15 protein-coding genes are annotated in these 17673 nt (G+C 37.3%); 3 read left to right on the top strand and 12 right to left on the bottom strand.

The genetic code is table 11. The features are described 5' to 3' along the window. Positions 1 to 95: 95 nt before the first annotated feature. Positions 96 to 473, bottom strand: a complete 378-nt coding sequence (locus ACK4M9_RS05045) for a YncE family protein (protein ID WP_409848508.1) — start codon at positions 471 to 473, stop codon at positions 96 to 98. Positions 474 to 586: 113 nt separating this feature from the next. Here ACK4M9_RS05045 and ACK4M9_RS05040 point away from each other — a divergent pair, with 113 nt between their 5' ends. Beyond that, positions 587 to 2179 carry an ABC-F family ATP-binding cassette domain-containing protein gene (locus tag ACK4M9_RS05040; RefSeq protein ID WP_409848507.1) on the top strand — a complete coding sequence of 531 codons (1593 nt, stop codon included), beginning with the start codon at positions 587 to 589 and terminating at the stop codon, positions 2177 to 2179. 282 nt (positions 2180 to 2461) lie between these two features. Further along, positions 2462 to 4018 (top strand): ABC-F family ATP-binding cassette domain-containing protein, encoded by a 1557-nt coding sequence (locus ACK4M9_RS05035; protein WP_409848506.1) that lies wholly within the window; start codon positions 2462 to 2464, stop codon positions 4016 to 4018. A gap of 685 nt (positions 4019 to 4703) precedes the next feature. Here the strand turns inward: ACK4M9_RS05035 and ACK4M9_RS05030 are convergent. The 9 genes from ACK4M9_RS05030 to ACK4M9_RS04990 all read right to left on the bottom strand — a co-directional run bounded on the left by ACK4M9_RS05030 (position 4704) and on the right by ACK4M9_RS04990 (position 14930). Beyond that, positions 4704 to 5036, bottom strand: a complete 333-nt coding sequence (locus ACK4M9_RS05030; RefSeq protein ID WP_409848505.1) for a hypothetical protein — start codon at positions 5034 to 5036, stop codon at positions 4704 to 4706. 294 nt (positions 5037 to 5330) lie between these two features. After that, on the bottom strand, positions 5331 to 7325 hold the full coding sequence (gene ptsG / locus ACK4M9_RS05025; protein ID WP_409848504.1) for a glucose-specific PTS transporter subunit IIBC: 1995 nt from the start codon (positions 7323 to 7325) through the stop codon (positions 5331 to 5333). A gap of 319 nt (positions 7326 to 7644) precedes the next feature. Continuing rightward, positions 7645 to 8493: a glucose PTS transporter transcription antiterminator GlcT gene (gene glcT, locus ACK4M9_RS05020; protein ID WP_409848503.1), complete on the bottom strand. Its 849-nt coding sequence runs from the start codon at positions 8491 to 8493 to the stop codon at positions 7645 to 7647. A gap of 141 nt (positions 8494 to 8634) precedes the next feature. Continuing rightward, positions 8635 to 9408, bottom strand: coding sequence for a S1C family serine protease (locus tag ACK4M9_RS05015; RefSeq protein ID WP_409848502.1), 774 nt, complete (start codon positions 9406 to 9408; stop codon positions 8635 to 8637). A 229-nt stretch (positions 9409 to 9637) separates the two neighbouring features. Next, positions 9638 to 9850 (bottom strand): hypothetical protein, encoded by a 213-nt coding sequence (locus ACK4M9_RS05010; RefSeq protein WP_409848501.1) that lies wholly within the window; start codon positions 9848 to 9850, stop codon positions 9638 to 9640. A gap of 324 nt (positions 9851 to 10174) precedes the next feature. Next, positions 10175 to 10636, bottom strand: a complete 462-nt coding sequence (locus ACK4M9_RS05005; protein ID WP_409848500.1) for a spore coat protein — start codon at positions 10634 to 10636, stop codon at positions 10175 to 10177. 134 nt (positions 10637 to 10770) lie between these two features. Next, a complete protein-coding gene (locus tag ACK4M9_RS05000; protein ID WP_409848499.1) occupies positions 10771 to 11103 on the bottom strand; it encodes a hypothetical protein in 333 nt (110 codons plus the stop codon). A gap of 295 nt (positions 11104 to 11398) precedes the next feature. Continuing rightward, positions 11399 to 13867, bottom strand: a complete 2469-nt coding sequence (locus tag ACK4M9_RS04995) for a U32 family peptidase (protein ID WP_409848498.1) — start codon at positions 13865 to 13867, stop codon at positions 11399 to 11401. Between the two features lie 190 nt (positions 13868 to 14057). Next, positions 14058 to 14930, bottom strand: a complete 873-nt coding sequence (locus ACK4M9_RS04990) for an NAD-dependent epimerase/dehydratase family protein (protein WP_409848497.1) — start codon at positions 14928 to 14930, stop codon at positions 14058 to 14060. A 230-nt stretch (positions 14931 to 15160) separates the two neighbouring features. Between ACK4M9_RS04990 and ACK4M9_RS04985 the strand changes: the two genes are divergently transcribed. Further along, positions 15161 to 15388: a DNA alkylation repair protein gene (locus tag ACK4M9_RS04985; protein ID WP_409848496.1), complete on the top strand. Its 228-nt coding sequence runs from the start codon at positions 15161 to 15163 to the stop codon at positions 15386 to 15388. 173 nt (positions 15389 to 15561) lie between these two features. Here ACK4M9_RS04985 and ACK4M9_RS04980 read toward each other — a convergent pair whose 3' ends face one another. Next, positions 15562 to 16881, bottom strand: a complete 1320-nt coding sequence (locus ACK4M9_RS04980; protein WP_409848495.1) for an ABC transporter permease — start codon at positions 16879 to 16881, stop codon at positions 15562 to 15564. Then, positions 16868 to 17572, bottom strand: a complete 705-nt coding sequence (locus tag ACK4M9_RS04975) for an ABC transporter ATP-binding protein (protein WP_409848494.1) — start codon at positions 17570 to 17572, stop codon at positions 16868 to 16870. The genes ACK4M9_RS04980 and ACK4M9_RS04975 overlap by 14 nt, the downstream gene beginning before the upstream one ends. Between the last annotated feature and the right edge of the window lie 101 nt (positions 17573 to 17673).

The raw sequence follows: 17673 nt of genomic DNA, 5'->3' as shown, positions 1-17673 counted from the left end.
TTCCCACCCTCTTTTCTTCAAAACCCATTCTTTTTCTCTTAAAAATTCAAGTTTGTTGTTTAATAAGAATGAAAATCCATGATTTCACAACTCTTTTATAGATAAAAGTTTAGTTCACCTTTACTGCGAATAAGAGTTATTAGCCAAATTGTCCAATTTACTATCCAAAATGTGTAGTTTACTAGCGAAAAATTAATTTTATTAGCCAAACTAGCTAGATTATTCGCCAAACGACAAAAATGGTAGAAACTCAATAAAAAATCTGGTGAGAAAACGATTCGGATCGGTACGAAACCAGTACAACGCTTGTGCTCTACATCTAACGTTTCAACATTGATGACAAACAGTGTATCGTCTTCCTGATTTGCCACATATAATTGCTTTCCATTTGGATGAACTGCTCCCCCTTCAATCCCACGTCCTACCGGGAAGTGATTGACAATCTCCTCTTTTTCAGCATCGACAACAGTCATGTTATGACTACCGATGTTTAGAATGTATACTGTTTTTCGTAAACATCTTTGTCCTCTACCCATTTTTCTGTTATAATTTTAAGGATATTGACTTGATGGAGGAATATAATTACATGATTACTGTTTCAAATGTTAGCTTACGTTACGGAGATAGAAAATTATTCGAAGATGTAAACATTAAGTTTAACCCAGGAAATTGCTACGGATTAATCGGTGCTAATGGTGCTGGTAAATCTACTTTTTTAAAGATTTTATCAGGAGAAATTGAATCGCAAACTGGCGATGTTCATATGGGTCCTGGCGAACGTCTTGCAGTACTAAAACAGAACCACTATGAGTTCGAAGATGTTGAAGTAATGACAGTCGTTATTATGGGACATGCTCGCCTTTACGAAGTCATGCAAGAAAAAGACGCGATCTACATGAAGGCTGATTTTACTGATGAGGACGGTATGAAAGCTGCTGAGCTTGAAGGTGAATTTGCAGAGATGAACGGTTGGGAAGCTGAGTCTGAGGCTGCGATCCTTTTAAAAGGTCTTGGTATTGGCGATGACTTACACAATAAAAAAATGGCTGATTTATCAGGTGGAGAAAAGGTTAAAGTATTACTTGCACAAGCTCTATTTGGTAAGCCTGACGTTCTTTTACTAGATGAGCCGACGAACCATTTAGACATTAAAGCAATTCAATGGCTTGAAGAGTTTCTGATTAACTTTGAAAATACGGTTATCGTCGTTTCCCATGACCGTCACTTCTTAAACAAAGTTTGTACGCATATTGCTGATTTAGACTTCGGAAAAATCCAGCTTTATGTTGGAAACTATGACTTCTGGTACGAATCAAGCCAGCTAGCAACTAGAATGGCACAGGATACAAACAAGAAAAAGGAAGAAAAAATTAAAGAATTACAAAGCTTTATTGCTCGCTTTAGTGCGAATGCATCAAAATCAAAGCAGGCAACATCTCGTAAAAAACTATTAGATAAGATTTCACTAGATGATATTCGCCCATCATCGCGTCGCTATCCATTCGTAGGCTTTACACCAGACCGTGAAATTGGGAATGATCTTCTACGTGTTGATGGAATATCGAAAACAATCGATGGCGAGAAAATCTTAGACAATGTTTCTTTTATCATGAATAAAGGTGACAAAATTGCCCTTGTTGGTGCAAATGAAGTAGCTAAAACAACGCTCTTTAAAATTTTAATGGGCGAAATGGAAGCTGACAGTGGTTCTTTCAAATGGGGAGTAACGACTTCGCAAGCCTATTTCCCAAAAGATAACTCGAAATTCTTTGAAGGCTGCGACCTAAACTTAGTTGATTGGTTACGTCAATTTTCTCCTCAAGATGATAGTGAAAGCTTTTTACGTGGCTTCCTAGGAAGAATGCTCTTCTCTGGTGAAGAAGTACTGAAAAAAGCGAGCGTTCTATCTGGAGGCGAGAAAGTACGTTGTATGCTTTCAAAAATGATGTTAAGTGGCGCTAACGTATTAGTTTTAGATGAGCCAACTAACCACTTGGACTTAGAGTCAATTACGGCAGTAAACAACGGTTTAACTGCATTTAAAGGATCAATGATCTTCGCTTCACATGATCATCAGTTCATTCAAACAATTGCTAACCGAATTATGGACTTTACGCCAAATGGTTTAGTTGATAAGCAAATGACATATGATGAGTATTTAGAAACAGTTAAAAAATAATTAGTTGAGGTTGTCCGTTAAGCGATAGCTCACCGTATAGGCATGATTTGTAGTATTGTTTTTTAAGTAAAACTCTACAATCGTCCCTCGGATGGCTGTTACTTAGCTTCGGACAACCTCTATTTTATTGCTTTAAATCACAGAGTTATTAACGAATTGTCTAAAGTGTTGCATTTTTCCTTTGTCAACAGTGCTCATCTCGTTTATAATCTATTAAGTATGCAAAAATTCTATCCAATTACTAAATTACTGGGATCTTCCCAATTTATAGAGGTGTAGCTCATGAGTGTATTAACAGTTAAAAATTTAAGTCACGGCTTTGGTGATCGAGCCATTTTCAATGATGTCTCTTTCCGCCTGCTAAAAGGTGAACATATCGGCTTAATCGGTGCGAACGGTGAAGGTAAGTCGACGTTTATGAACATTATCACTGGTAAATTGCAGCCAGATGAAGGTAAAGTCGAATGGTCAAGAAATGTTCGCGTAGGATACCTTGATCAGCACACAGTGTTAGAGCGTGGGATGACGATGCGTGATGTCTTAAAAACGGCGTTTAAATATTTATTTGACCTTGAAACTCAAATGAATGAAATCTGTGATAAGATGGCCGAAGCCACGCCTGAAGAGTTAGAAAAACTTTTAGATGACATGGGCACAATCCAAGATATGCTAACAAACAATGACTTCTACATTATTGATGCTAAGATTGAGGAAATTGCTCGTGGACTTGGCTTAGATGACATTGGATTGGAAAAAGATGTTGAAGATCTAAGCGGTGGCCAAAGAACAAAGGTTTTACTTGCGAAACTTTTACTTGAAAAACCAGATATTTTACTATTAGATGAGCCGACAAACTATTTAGATGAGCAGCATATCGAATGGTTAAAACGCTATCTTTTAGATTATGAAAATGCGTTTATTTTAATTTCCCATGATATCCCGTTTTTAAATAGTGTGATTAACTTGATCTACCATATGGAAAATCAAGAACTTAACCGCTATGTTGGTGATTATGACCATTTCATGAGTGTTTATGAAATGAAAAAGTCGCAGTTAGAATCTGCTTACAAGCGGCAGCAACAGGAAATTTCTGAACTAAAAGACTTCGTTGCACGTAATAAAGCACGAGTCTCTACTCGTAATATGGCAATGTCTCGTCAGAAAAAATTAGATAAAATGGACGTCATCGAATTATCAAAAGAAAAGCCAAAACCAGAGTTCCGTTTTAAACCTGCGCGAACAACGAGTAAGCTTATCTTTGAAACGAAGGATCTTGTCATCGGTTATGACAGTCCTCTTTCAAAGCCACTTAACTTACGAATGGAACGCGGCCAAAAAATCGCTCTAGTCGGAGCTAATGGAATTGGTAAAACAACATTACTCCGCAGTATCATGGGTGAAATCCAACCTCTTGCTGGTAGTGTAGAACTTGGTGAATATCAACATATCGGCTACTTTGAACAGGAAGTAAAATCTGGCAACAACAATACTTGTATTGAAGAAGTATGGAGTGAATTCCCTTCTCTAACCCAGTATGAAGTTCGCTCTGCCCTTGCAAAATGTGGATTAACAACTAAGCATATCGAAAGTAAAATTGTTGTTCTAAGTGGTGGCGAAAAAGCGAAAGTTCGTCTTTGTAAGTTAATTAATAGAGAAACAAATATCCTCGTTCTCGACGAGCCAACCAACCATTTAGATGTCGATGCAAAAGCTGAATTAAAAGCAGCATTAAAAGAATATAAAGGAAGCATACTCCTTATTAGTCATGAACCAGAATTTTATCAAGACGTAGTTACTGAAACATGGAACTGCGAATCTTGGACAACAAAACTAGTTTAAAAAATATACATGAACCGAGCATTTAGCTCGGTTTTTCTTATTGTATTACTGTAAAAATTTCACAAATCGTTCATTATTTTTTCTTGGTAAACATGGTATACTATAACTAAAGAAAGGAGGTCAAACAGAAAAACTTATCACTCTAGGTGACTCAATCATTCCAACGTTGGTTTCCTTGAAACCGCTTACCGAAAAACTGAATAGAAACATGTTCTATGGAATGGAATGAATTGTAGTTAAAAGAAAAGCAAGTTCCAAAGTTAATCCCAAAAGTGTCCGAAAGTTTTGCAAAAAACGAAGTAACCATTTAACTTTTGTAAACCTGAAAAACACTGAAAAGGAAACAGCTTCACTTATTGGTAGTAAAAAGTTACGCTAGTTTGTCTGAGGTTTTGTAAATAAAGGACTTAACCACTAAGTTCCAATGTTTTTAACTGAAGACTGTCAGTAAGCTAAAATGCTAGCCTAATACTAACGAAAGGAATAGCTAAAACACTGAAGAATTGCTTTACTGAACAGTAACAAGCTGTACCCTAACCTAAGGAAACAACAAACATCATAATCTTGCTTAATAATATAGCAGTGAAAAATGATTTGTGTTTTCGAATAAGATATGATGGACGGCATGGTTGAGTCGCCTAGAGTGATAAACCCCTTTAGCAGAAGCTAGAGGGGTTTTTCATTATCATTTATTTGCATTTATCACTGTAAGTCCCCAGCATTGTTGTTTATTTTCATCTAGAAATTTTTGAAGTGCTACTTTCCCTTTCGAAAATGGTCCGTTTATTCGAATTCCTTGATTAACTAAATAATGATATAGTTCTTCCTTTGACAATTCCTCAATACCCTCATTGGGGAAAAAATAAGTTGTAAATGTCCGATTCCCCTCTTCCCACACTTGACTGCGAACTGCCCTTCCGTCCAATAAGGTTAGTTTTTCTTCACTTATGATCGTTGCGGACTGAACCCTTTTATATTGCCGCTTTTTTGGTACAACTGTTATTTTATTTTTCCTCATATGTCTCCCCCTTTTCATTTATTTTAAGCCCAACCTCTTTTCTACTAACTTATTTCACTCTTTGCGACTTCATACTAAAAGCTCTCATTCAAGTAAGTTTTTTTAACTAATAAAGCGTTCGAACCACACCACCACCATCTCCATTTTAAAAGTTGCTGAATTCCCTTTCTCTGAGCTGTAAAACTCTAACGAATTTAAAGGTTTGTTCAAGGAAATCTAGCGACATTTAGCAAATGCTCAAAAATAGTTTCCATAAAAAAACTGGTACCGACTAGCGGTACCAGAAATTTAATCTTATTTCGAGATTGTTATTTTACCTGATGAAACATTAACCTTTTCACCATCAGCAAGGTTAGTAAACACAATTGGGGTAATGATAGAGGTAGCGTTCTTTTCAATATATTTAAGATCAACTTTCATTAACGTTTGACCTTGATGAACAATGTCACCTTCTTTTACAAATACCTCAAAACCTTCACCTTTAAGCTTCACTGTATCAATTCCCATATGGATGATGATTTCTCTGCCGCCATCGCTTACTAATCCAATCGCGTGTTTCGTTGGAAATACATTAAGCACTTTACCAGCGACTGGGGCTACTACTTCACCACTTTTCGGTAAAACTGCAAAGCCGTCACCCATCATCTTTTGCGAGAAGATTTGATCAGGTACTTCTGAAAGAGGTAAAAGTTCCCCTTCCATTGGTGAAATATATGCTTCATTAACTGCCTTTTCATTTACAACTGCACTCTCTTGTTCAACTGCTTTTACTGGTGTTTTACCAGAAATAATATCCTCGATTTGCCCTTTGATATTCTCTGATCTAGGACCGAAGATTGCTTGAATGTTATTTCCTACTTCAAGTACACCTGCAGCTCCTAGGTTCTTTAGTTCAGCTTTATTTACTTTGTTAATATCCTTAACAGATACACGTAGACGAGTAATACAAGCATCTAAATGATCCAAATTCTCTTTTCCACCCATTGCTGCTAATACGTTAAACGGAAGATCGTCAACTTTGCCATTTTTACTGCTTGCATCGACTTTTTCATCTTCTCGTCCAGGCGTTTTCAAGTTGAATTTCTGGATCGCAAAGCGGAAACCGAAGTAATAAATAACCGAGAAGACTAACCCGACCGGAATTACTAACCACCAATCAGTTCGGTTTGGTAATACACCAAATAATAAGAAGTCAATAATACCACCAGAGAAAGTCATGCCAATTTTTACGTTTAAAATATGCATAATCATAAATGAAAGACCCGCAAAAATTGTGTGAATTACGAATAATAATGGTGCTACGAAAAGAAACGCGAATTCAATCGGTTCTGTAATACCAGTTAAAAACGATGTTAACGCTGCTGAACCCATAATCCCAGCAACATATTTTTTATTCTCAGGCTTTGCACAATGATAAATTGCAAGTGCTGCTGCTGGTAAACCAAACATCATAAACGGAAATTTACCCGTCATGAATGTTCCAGCTGTAAAGTCAACACCATCACGCATTTGCGCAAAGAAAATTTGTTGGTCACCACGAGCTACGTTTCCAGCTTGATCAACGTATTGCCCAAACTCAAACCAGAATGGCGAGTAGAAAATGTGGTGTAAACCAAATGGAATTAACGCTCTTTCAATGACTCCAAATATAAACGCTGCAACTGTTAAGTTTGAATCGATCATACTATGTGAGAATGTATTAAGACCACTTTGGATCGGGCCCCAAATATAAACCATTGCAACACCTAATACAACAGCTACCGCCGCAGTTATAATTGGTACGAAACGCTTTCCTGCAAAAAAACCTAAATATGATGGCAATTCAATATTGTAATATTTTTTATAAAGAATAGATGCGATAATACCAACGATTATTCCTCCAAAAACTCCTGTTTGCAGTGTTGCGATCCCTAGTACGTTTGCATAAGCTGGGTCTGCACCTACCATTTCTGGAGTAATTCCTAAGTAGGTTCCCATAGTGACATTCATAATTAAATATCCGATAATCGCCGCAAGTCCAGCAACTCCGTCTCCACCTGCTAAACCTACAGCTACCCCAACAGCAAATAATAAAGCTAAGTTACCAAAAATAATTCCGCCTGCTTGCTCCATTACTTGTGCAATTAGGACAATCAATTCCGATTCTAAAAACGGCATCCTAACGGTTAATTGCGGGTTTTGCAAGGCATTACCAAAAGCAAGTAAGATCCCCGCCGCAGGAAGTAGTGCTACAGGAAGCATTAACGCCTTCCCTACTTTTTGGAGTGTTCCAAAAAAGTTCTTAAACATGATGATTTCCTCCTCAGTTTTCTTATCTTTCCGAGAACATAAAAACAGGCATAAGGGAAAAAAGTACAAGATGGAAGCATAATGAACGCAAGGTTCCAATGCACCAATTGCAGCTTTCTTCACTTATGCCTGATCGAATCAGTTACACGTAAAGATAATCTTTTTTTTATTCGGCTTTTAGTAAACGCTTTCTTTCGACACACAAAAAAGACATAGTAAAAAAAGAGTAACCCGAACCGTCAAGCATTATGGTTAGCTTGATATCCGTCCCTTTCTCCACTCATGCCTGATCGAGTCAGTTACACGTAAAGAACTGTGTTTATTCACTTTTACTAGAAAGCCTTTGTAAGTGAATTGCTAAGTATACGGCTTCTGCATCAAAGACTTGTTCCTTTAATGACTGCTGCATTACTTTAATCACTTTCCAAGCAAGATTATAGCATACTGGATATTCTTTTTGCAATACCTCTCTTAATTTAACTGGATCTTCCACTTTTTCGCCTGTTTTTACACGCTCAATGGTAAAACGAAGATGACGAACTAATCTTAGATAATTAAGACTATCACGATCAATCTGAACTTCTAGAGCATTCTCAATTAGACCAATAAGTTGATGAATTAGTTGTGAATGACGATTAATTTCAGAAATACTTTTCAATGTAACTGCACTGTGAATGTGCAGCGCGATAAAACCTACTTCTTCTACAGGTATCTCTACATCACTGTAGTTGTTAATCATCGCCACTACTTCATTGGCAATTTCAAATTCTTTTGGATAAAGTGTTTTCGTTTCTTGTAAAAAAGGATTTTTCAAGGCAAGACCTTGTCTAATTCTTGAAATTGTAAACGCAATATGATCCGTTAAAGCAATATGAATATGTTCATTTAAATTTTCATCAACAGAGGTTTGAATAAAATGGATAATATCATTCATAAGTCCAATAAAGCTTTCTTCTAAGTGCGGCACGAGCTTTTTATATTGCTCTTGTTCTTTTTGATCTTTTAGGATGAAGACCTTTTCAACATGATTTAAAGGAATTTGATCTCCTTGCTTTTTGCCAAACCCAATCCCCTTGTGGATGATGACGGTTTCTTTTTTTTCATCATCTTGGGCAATGACAACATTATTATTAAGAACCTTATTAACTGTAAGAAGTTTTTCACTCATTCTAATTTCCTCCTTTCTAATAAATTCAACAGTGTTTTTATCGTATCGGAATCACTAAAGCCTGTCAACTAGGATTTTAAAAGCGGTGCCTCATAATGAGGTGCCAGGCACCTCAATGGATACATAGGTGCCTGGCACCTATTATGGCTTAAGCTCTAGTACCTTTTCGATGGGGACTGCAAGCCCTACTGATTTACCACCATATTCATTCGTTCTTCTTTTCGCAAAAACAACAGCAACGACCTCACCAGCCATATTAATGACTGGGCTACCGCTATTGCCACGATAAATAGGTGCTGAAATAATGGTTAAATCCCTCGTATCAAGAATAGCACCCTCATTAGCAATTTGAGTCCATGATAACGGATTACCGATTACATAAATTTGCTCGTTTGCTAGACCATCACTTTTACTTAATGGCAAAAATGGGAGTTTATCACCACCCACCTTCAAAAAAGCAATATCTAATTCCGGATAACTACTTATCACTTCACCTTCATAGAGCTCACCTTGATAAAAGCCAACCATAATTTTTTGTTGATCTTCTATGACGTGGTGGTTCGTTACGATTAATCCATCTGCTGAAACCGCAAAGCCCGTCCCTCTTGAACGATCACCCTGAATCGTAACAACAGCCTTCTTATACTCTTTCACATCTTCTTGCTGTGAGAGGCGATACGAAGTTTTTAAAAAATGAATGGCATCAATACTAAATGTACTAAAAAAGACAGCTACGACTTGAAAAACTAACATACAAGCAATACCGATCGAGATGATCTTAATCCATTTTCTTTGATGATTTTTTTTGTGTTTCTGTTCTGTTTCATCAACAACTTTCTCAATTAAAAAATCTTCAGGAGAAGGCTCCCAATCAGGATCTACTAGCTCATCTAAATCATCTTTATCGTCCCTCATTATTTTCCTCCAAAAATAGAAAATTTATATAGTCTATTATAACTTATATTTTCATTGAGAACACACATGGATCACTGACATCTTTAACTCTGCTTGTATTTCTACCAAAATAATTAAGAGTAACTAAAAAACTAGGGGAGGCCTGCATACTCACCAAAAAGCTTAAATCTAAATTAACGCTTATAAAAAGGGAGAGGGACTGTTCTACTCAGTCCCTCAAAAACTCTTGTTACCCTAATGGATTTCTTATACCCATTTCTCCAACTGCTTGATTAATTGGATCCATCGGCGTATTAGCATTCCGACCCTTCAGCAATCTTAGCACAGCAGCACTAAGACCTAGACCAACCATTGATAACAACAAACTTCGGTTATTGCGTCGTTTTTTCATCACGATCATCTGAAATATTTGTCTCATTATTCGACCTAATAACCAGTTCATTTTAGAGCCCCCATTTTTTTGCTGGATTGTAGTGTATCTAAAAATACAACTACAAATTTAGGATAGGTTTGCTTAGTCTAAAACATCCTTGGTTATCAGTGGAAATAAGAAAGCGCCAGCGTCCTGTTAGCCCCGACAAGCAAATGTTCTTTCAGAAAAAAGTGCGCATTTCACTTTTTCTCTGAAAGGTTATTTGACCTCGAGGGGCTGGGCGGTGGAGCAAGACTATCACTATAAATTAAACTAATTCACATGTGAAAAACCTTTTATTTCCTTAACAATAAAAAAAATGGGGTGAGTTCACACCCCAAATGGACTTTTTCATTATAGGATATCTAAACGAACAATTAACGCTAACAATAACTGAATTAATAGTTGAATGTTAACTGTTACTTGAGTGTCTGTTGTCGTTACATCAACATTTTTAGAATTTTCAATGATTGTTTTTTGGTACGTTACTTGCTTAACTTTCGCAGTCTGTAAAAGTTCCTGCGTGATTTTTTCTGCTTTACTGCTATCTGCGATTGAGATTGAAATGATAATCGCAATGATCGCTTGTAATGAAGCTTGTAACGATACAGCTGCTTTCGTATCTGTTGTACTTACTGTGACATCACAAGAGTCTTTAATTAAAATATACTCTTCAGATAATTGTAATGTTTTATTTACTTGCTCTGCAGCTTGAGTTTCGTCCTCTTGCTTTGGCGGACAGTGAGGATGTGGTTTACAATCTAATGCTGACCATTTTTTTTTCTTACTAGTTGAACGAAATTCTTCTTGATTCATAGTTATACCTCCTTTTAGGTTTACACTGTTACTATATGTTGGGTAGATGGTTAGCGAATGGACAATGTCATCAAGTCAAACGCACAATTTTAGGTATTGGTAACAACTAAAAAAAAAGACCTCATCACGAGGCCTTACTTTTTGGGTCTATTAAAAAATGTCTTAACAGCTTTTACATCATTATTACTTGAAAATATTGGCGCCTTTTTGATCACCTGTTCTACAACTTCATCTCTAGCGACGTTTACATTTTCAACATTATTTTGTGGAAAGTCATTTTCAGTCTTTGTTTTATTCGCATTTTCTAAAAACGTTTCAACATCAGCTTTAATATTTTGCACAATCTCGGCAATTCTTTCTTTTTCAGCTTGATCTAACTGAGGCTTTTGGTCGATCACGCCGTGCTTTTGTAACACTTTATCAACAACTAATTCCATGAGCTTTTGTTGGCTTTCTCCATTATCCATAATAGTACAACTTCCCTTCATCTCTAATTACGTACAAGTCACTATTAGCTTATGTGAAATTAGATCATTGGTGCTAGGCATCCGCTTGTTTCCCATAATAAGGTGCCTGGCACATCAAAAAGACATTTCCAGCAAAAAGTCCGTGTCAGGTGGACATTTTGTCGACGGAAAGTTCCTCATAAACTGAAAAAGCTAGAGGATCATTTGTCCTCTAGCTCTAGTTTTTCTATTATCTTCTTTTGGTCTTTTCTTATTTCTTCTAGAAGTTGAGTCGAAACGACTCTCCCCGGACATCTTATTTAACTAATTGACCTCTTGTTACTCCTAATTGATTCGTTGCCTTTAGTGATTTCCAGACGCTCGTACCTGTACGTTTGCCTTCTAAAGCTTGACGGTACAATGAAAGGACTTCAGTCACCTTCGCAGCGTCTTCTTCTAGAAACTCTACTCGGTAATAACCGACCCCTAAATCTTTGAAATGGGATATATACTCGGCACCCGATTGTTCAATTGCGTTAAAGACTGTATTTCGGCAGCCGACGTCCACTCGAACTGGATGTGAAAAGCCAACTCGATCCTCCAATGAAATTCGATGATCTTCACAAGGGCGACCGCAGTTTGTATAATCTGTTCCTTCACTTAAAAACGTACAATAAACACAATGCTCGGTATGGTACATCGGTAAATGCTGATGAATAACAACTTCCATTTCATGTGCAGGTGCTTCTCCAAGTAAGTCGACCATTTGTTGAATGTTTAAATCATATGAAGGGGTAACCCTTTCTAAGCCACGATTTAAAAACATTTCAGCTGCCTTATGGTTGGCAACATTTAAAGAAAAATCTCCAATTAGCGGCAGTTCAACTTTTTGCTCGAGGTAATATTGGACAGAACCTAGGTTCCGGACTAAGATGGCATCTGGTTCCGCTCTTAAAATTTGGTTTAAAACTCCTTGTTCACCTGGCATGTGTACTCTTGGAGTCGCAAGGGCAATAGGCTTGCCGTATTGACGGGCAACTTCCACTGCTTGTGGGTAATCCTTTGTAAATTCAAAGTCAGCATAAATATAATCAACATCCGTTTTACACGAAGCCTCAATTTGTTCAAGTGAGCGACATAAGGAGATAAGCTTTGTAGGCACCTTAGCTTTTGCAGCTCTTTTCCTAGACGCTTTTACCTCATTATTTTTCACATAAACGCGTGGTTCTTGACGTTTACTCACAAGTAACTCGACTGCTTCACGGCGGATTTTATTTAATTCTTTCATAGGGACAATAACGTCTCCATTTACTTGCAACTGAATTTCAGCTAACTCAAAAATCGTACCACCAAGACGTCCAAATTGTTCTTGTAAGAACTCTTTCGTTAACGGACGTTTTTGAGCTTCTTCTAGGTCTACACTTGATTGAACAGTGACGGAAATGCCAGTTTCTTCATCTAGCCATTGTGTCACTAACGGTTGGCCAGCTTTTCCTGTCGCTCTCACCTTTACTGGGAAAACTCGATAAGCTTGTTCATTTTCAAACGTCTTCTGGAGGCGACGTTCTAACTCTTGGTCACTTGTTTTCCAGATTTTATCACCAACACGGACTTTCGTTAAGTTCACATCGTGACGACCTGGGACGATTTCAATTAATCCATGTTGAGCTTCGCCCTCAATTTTCGTGCCTTGTTTACGAATATCATAAACACGCCCACCTTCTTCTTTTTGATCTGGGCGCCCCGCATCAAAGACGATCCCATCGCCTCGCTTTAATGGAGCTTGGATCTCACATAATACACCATCTTTTAAGACCTTTTTCACTTTCCCTAATAGCACACCGCGGCTTTTCGGAAACGAACCATCTAAAAGTGTTTTGTGATTTGTCCCTTTTAAAAAGCCGTACGTAAAACCACGGCTAAAACTTTGCTCAAGTTCACGTAACTCAGCCTTTGAAGGTTGATAATTTCTCCCTGCCACATATTCATCAATCGCTTTACGGTATTTACTTACGACGTTTGCAACATATTCTGGAGACTTCATTCGTCCTTCAATTTTTAACGAAGAAACACCAGCTTCAATTAATTCTGGAACAAGCTCAATTGCCGCTAAATCCTTCGGTGATAAGACGTAAGCAATATTGCCCATTTCTTTGCGCTCGCCATCAACAATTAAATCATATGGAAGACGACATGCTTGTGCACATTCGCCACGGTTTGCTGAACGTCCACCCCACATTTCCGATGTTAAGCATTGACCAGAGTAAGAAACACAAAGTGCACCATGAACGAATACTTCTAAAGGTACATTCGTCTTATCGGAAATCGTTTTAATTTGCTTTAAGTTGTTTTCACGTCCTAACACAACTACTTCAATATCAAAAGGCTTTAAAAATTCAACAGCCTCTGCTGAAGTAACCGTCATTTGCGTGGAACCGTGAATTGGAAAATTAGGTGAAATCTCGCGGATCATCTCAACTAAGCCCATATCCTGAACGATCAAGGCATCGACCCCTGCATCAATACAGGCATTGACTAACGTTCTTGCTTCTTCTAATTCATTTTCAAAAACTAATATATTAAACGTCACATAGCCCCTTACATTGTACTTATGCAAATAAGCCATAATCGTTGGTAATTCATCCATTTGAAAGTTTTTCGCACGAACACGGGCATTAAATTTATCAACACCGAAAAAAATAGCATCTGCCCCGTTTGCAACTGCTGCGCGAAGGCACTCCCAGTTCCCTACTGGCGCTAATAATTCGACTGTATTTTTCGTCATCTGCTTCAACTCTTCCCTTCCGTTATCTCTATCAATCAACCTAACCTATTGTAAACTATTTATACTACTTTTGCATTGGAAACTTACTTAGAAATGTGCTAGCGGCAATTTAAAAGCTGCCTACTCAGAGTAGACAGCTTTTAATTTTAGGGAATAAAACCGTTTAAGTATTAACTATAACATGAAAGTCTTACGCATAATAATTAATCAATGCTGGTAAAAACTCCTCAATCGTAGGAAACTTATAACCTAAATGTTCCGCTTTTTCTACACTTAGCGCAAAAGCAGTAAACAAGACATACGGTGTTGCAGCTTTTTCATTATCAGTTAAAACTGCCTTTTTGCCTACAATGTCCTCTATCATTCCAATAAACTGTTTAAAGGTAACCTCATCTTTAGCGCCACCATTAATTGGACCAACAAACTCACTCTTCCCAAGCCATTTTAAAAATCGTCCAGCTTCATCAGATGTGATAAAATCTAGCACATCGTTTAGCTTTGGTATATACATCTCTTCAGCACGCTTCACTTTTTGAACGTAAAACTTTAACCGTTCTGAGTAATCATCTTTCCCAACAACAAAAGGCAACCTAACGGCTACTACTGGAAAGTCAGCTTTTTGAAAATAAACTGCTTCCGCTTGTCGCTTTGCTTGCTGATAGCCAGCAACACCTTTGTAATGTTGACGAGATTGTAACTCTCCTATTTCAAAATGATAAGGATCAAATTCATCCTCTTTTAAGAAAGATCCACCTTCGTATACTGCAGCAGTAGACGTGAAAACTAATCGACCAATTTTCCCTTCTAAAACTTCACATACATCAAGTGCTTCTTGTGGAGAGTAACAAGTTTGATCATAGACAACATCCCAACTTTGAAACGCTAAATTTTCAAGTGTAGCTCGATCTCCCCGTTCAATCGGAATCCGGTTGACTCGGTCGCCAAATCCATCTTCGGTTTTGCCACGAGTAGCGATTGTTACTTCTACCCCTTCTTCTAGTAAATTTCTGACTAATTTTTTACCAAAAAACTTCGTCCCACCTAAAACAAGTGCTCTTTTCATCCATCCGGCCCCTTCCATATGATTTCTATCTATACTTTACTAATTTCCAATCATTTTTGTCCAATTTAAAAACTACTAGCTCTTTTCTTAACCACATATCGACGAAGAAGTTTACATTCTATTTCCATCAGGGCTTTTGAAAAAGCTATCCCCATATTTCAGTCCCCCCTGAATAATGTAAATATCGTTAGATATACTAAAATTAACTTTTAATTGAAAGGAGTTTCATCATGACTACCTATCGTTGCCCTTCATGCAAAGCCAAAAGTCGCTTTAACATCATTGACCAAGTCGTAACTGCCGTGAAAATGGATACAAACACAGGCACTTACACTGCCCTTAATAATCTAGAGCCTTATCACTTAAGATACAACGGCCCTGACAAACGAGTTCAATGCGCAAGCTGTGGACTTGTAGAAGATGAAAATCGTTTCATCAAAGCTGCCCTACTTCAATAACCTGTAAAACCAACGAATGTTAGAGGCTCGTTCAAGGAAATTCAGCGAAATCTAATAGAAGTTATTTTTGGTCCTTTTAAATTGTTTAAAAAATATATTATTAAATGCTCATAAAATCTTATCAACAAAAAAAAATCCAGATTTTAAAAATCTGGATTAGTATAAGTGGTTATTTACATTTCTCTTCTTAATGCTGACAACACATTAATATTCGTTGCCTTAACCGCCGGGCGTAATCCTGATAGTATTGCGACACCAATACTAATCGAAGCAGCAATTAAGACAAGGCTTAGAGGAATATGTGAAAACGTAAACTCAATAGGACCATTTGTGTCTGTCACTGCTTCTAGTATCATCGGAATAATGAAATTCGCAGCAAAACTAATCACATACGAAATGATCACACCAATGACTGAGCCAACAATCCCAATAAAGGCACATTCCATTAAGAACATTTTACGGATAAACGATGGACAACCACCAATCGCTTTCATAATCCCAATATCTTGTGTTCGCTCTGTCACCGCCATCGTCATCGTATTAAAGATCCCAATCGATGCAATGATCACTGTAATCGTTCCAACAAAGATTAACCCTGCTTTAAGTGCCGTAAAAAATAAGTTAATTCCTTTTAATTCATCAGAGATCGAGTAAACGTGATAGCCGTCTTCCTTTAACGATTTACTTAAATCCTCAATTTCATTCACACTCGCAGCATACACCTTTACTTCATCAAACGGATGGCGTTTTCTATGCTCTAACTCTTCTTCCATTACAGTAGTATTCATAAGGATTTGTTGATTATATTCATTGCTAATATACAAGGCTCTATCCTCCATCCAGTCCCTTGATGGAAGTTTTGAGATCCCTACAATCGTAAATTGAAGCTGCTCAGTTGTGATATTACCTTCTTCCTCTTTCGTCATCGTAAATGTTAGCTCTTGCCCAAGAAGATCTCCAGTATAGCCTGAAGGGAGTTCACCTTCACCCTTTTCATAAAAAAGTTGTTGTTGCTTGATTTGCTCTTCAGTTAACAACACTTTTGCAAAATGGGAGCCCACAATAATTTCATTTTTCGATTGCGGAACTCGCCCTTCTGAGAGTTCAAAATTAGCTTTCATTTCTTCTTCCATATTCGTCAATATTGTATTCGTTTGAGTAGATATGCCATCAACTTCCGCGCTTAAATCCCCATAAACGTGAACCCTACTAACAACCGCACTTACTTCATCTAATTCTTTCAGTTTTTCAATGTCTTCTTCTTGTATCCCTGAAAATTCACCGTCTACTTCTTTTCCATGGACACGAAGTTCAGTTAAGATTTGATAGTCGGTCATTTCTTTCGTAATGCTTTTATGAACCCCAAAACCAACTGAAGCTAATACGATTAAAAAGGCGCAACCCATCGTCGTTGCCAAAATCGTCATAAACACTCGCATTCTATTTTTCTTCATATTCTTACGGATAAATTTGAATTGATCATTTAGCCTCATATAAAACACCTCCAGTTTCACTTAACACACCGTCATGAAGTTGGAACGTCCTACTTGAAATCGATGCAACATTATCATCATGAGTAATAATAAAAAAGGTAATTCCTTTTTCACGATTTAATTTTTTGATTAAGCGGAGAATTTCTTTTTCTGTCTCTGAATCTAAACTACCTGTTGGCTCATCGGCTAAAATAATCGAAGGGTTTGTAATTAACGCGCGTGCGATACTTACCCGCTGTTGTTGCCCCCCAGATAATTCATTAGGGTAATGGCTCCCGTGGTTTTGTAAGCCTACTTCTTCTAGCATGGCGTTTACTAATGATACTCGCTCTTTTGGATGGATCCCTTTAAGCGTTAATGGAAGCTCGATGTTTTCAAATGTCGTCAAACTCGGGATTAATTGAAAGCTTTGGAAAATAAATCCTAAATGCTCTAACCGAAACTTTGCCCATCTTTTTTCATTAAAATTTGTTACATCGATATCCTTGACAATAATTCTCCCTGATGTAGACGTTAAAAAGCCCGAAATGATATTAAGCAGTGTCGATTTCCCAGACCCACTTCTTCCCACAACAGTAGCTATCTCCCCCTGTTTAATCGTCAATGAAACATCTTTTAATACGGTAATTTCATTTTCTTCATTTTTCTTACCTATGAAAAAAGAGTGATTTAAATTTTCTATAGTAATCAACTTTTTTACCCCTCTCAACAACGTTTTTTGTATTATCTGTATTATTTAAGGTAGTACACTTAATACAGAGTTATTCTACCTACTATTTACAAAATTGTCAA

The organism is Anaerobacillus sp. (assembly GCF_046314235.1).
Lineage (GTDB): Bacteria > Bacillota > Bacilli > Bacillales > Anaerobacillaceae > Anaerobacillus.
The sequence above is the reverse complement of the archived record's forward strand: the minus strand, read 5'-3'. Positions and strand labels throughout refer to the sequence as shown.

What these genes read in the sequence shown, in the direction of transcription:
- ACK4M9_RS05045 (WP_409848508.1), bottom strand. Translation starts at nt 473, where the DNA reads ATGACTGTTGTCGATGCTGAAAAAGAGGAGATTGTCAATCACTTCCCG.
- ACK4M9_RS05040 (WP_409848507.1), top strand. Translation starts at nt 587, where the DNA reads ATGATTACTGTTTCAAATGTTAGCTTACGTTACGGAGATAGAAAATTA.
- ACK4M9_RS05035 (WP_409848506.1), top strand. Translation starts at nt 2,462, where the DNA reads ATGAGTGTATTAACAGTTAAAAATTTAAGTCACGGCTTTGGTGATCGA.
- ACK4M9_RS05030 (WP_409848505.1), bottom strand. Translation starts at nt 5,036, where the DNA reads ATGAGGAAAAATAAAATAACAGTTGTACCAAAAAAGCGGCAATATAAA.
- ptsG (WP_409848504.1), bottom strand. Translation starts at nt 7,325, where the DNA reads ATGTTTAAGAACTTTTTTGGAACACTCCAAAAAGTAGGGAAGGCGTTA.
- glcT (WP_409848503.1), bottom strand. Translation starts at nt 8,493, where the DNA reads ATGAGTGAAAAACTTCTTACAGTTAATAAGGTTCTTAATAATAATGTT.
- ACK4M9_RS05015 (WP_409848502.1), bottom strand. Translation starts at nt 9,408, where the DNA reads ATGAGGGACGATAAAGATGATTTAGATGAGCTAGTAGATCCTGATTGG.
- ACK4M9_RS05010 (WP_409848501.1), bottom strand. Translation starts at nt 9,850, where the DNA reads ATGAACTGGTTATTAGGTCGAATAATGAGACAAATATTTCAGATGATC.
- ACK4M9_RS05005 (WP_409848500.1), bottom strand. Translation starts at nt 10,636, where the DNA reads ATGAATCAAGAAGAATTTCGTTCAACTAGTAAGAAAAAAAAATGGTCA.
- ACK4M9_RS05000 (WP_409848499.1), bottom strand. Translation starts at nt 11,103, where the DNA reads ATGGATAATGGAGAAAGCCAACAAAAGCTCATGGAATTAGTTGTTGAT.
- ACK4M9_RS04995 (WP_409848498.1), bottom strand. Translation starts at nt 13,867, where the DNA reads ATGACGAAAAATACAGTCGAATTATTAGCGCCAGTAGGGAACTGGGAG.
- ACK4M9_RS04990 (WP_409848497.1), bottom strand. Translation starts at nt 14,930, where the DNA reads ATGAAAAGAGCACTTGTTTTAGGTGGGACGAAGTTTTTTGGTAAAAAA.
- ACK4M9_RS04985 (WP_409848496.1), top strand. Translation starts at nt 15,161, where the DNA reads ATGACTACCTATCGTTGCCCTTCATGCAAAGCCAAAAGTCGCTTTAAC.
- ACK4M9_RS04980 (WP_409848495.1), bottom strand. Translation starts at nt 16,881, where the DNA reads ATGAGGCTAAATGATCAATTCAAATTTATCCGTAAGAATATGAAGAAA.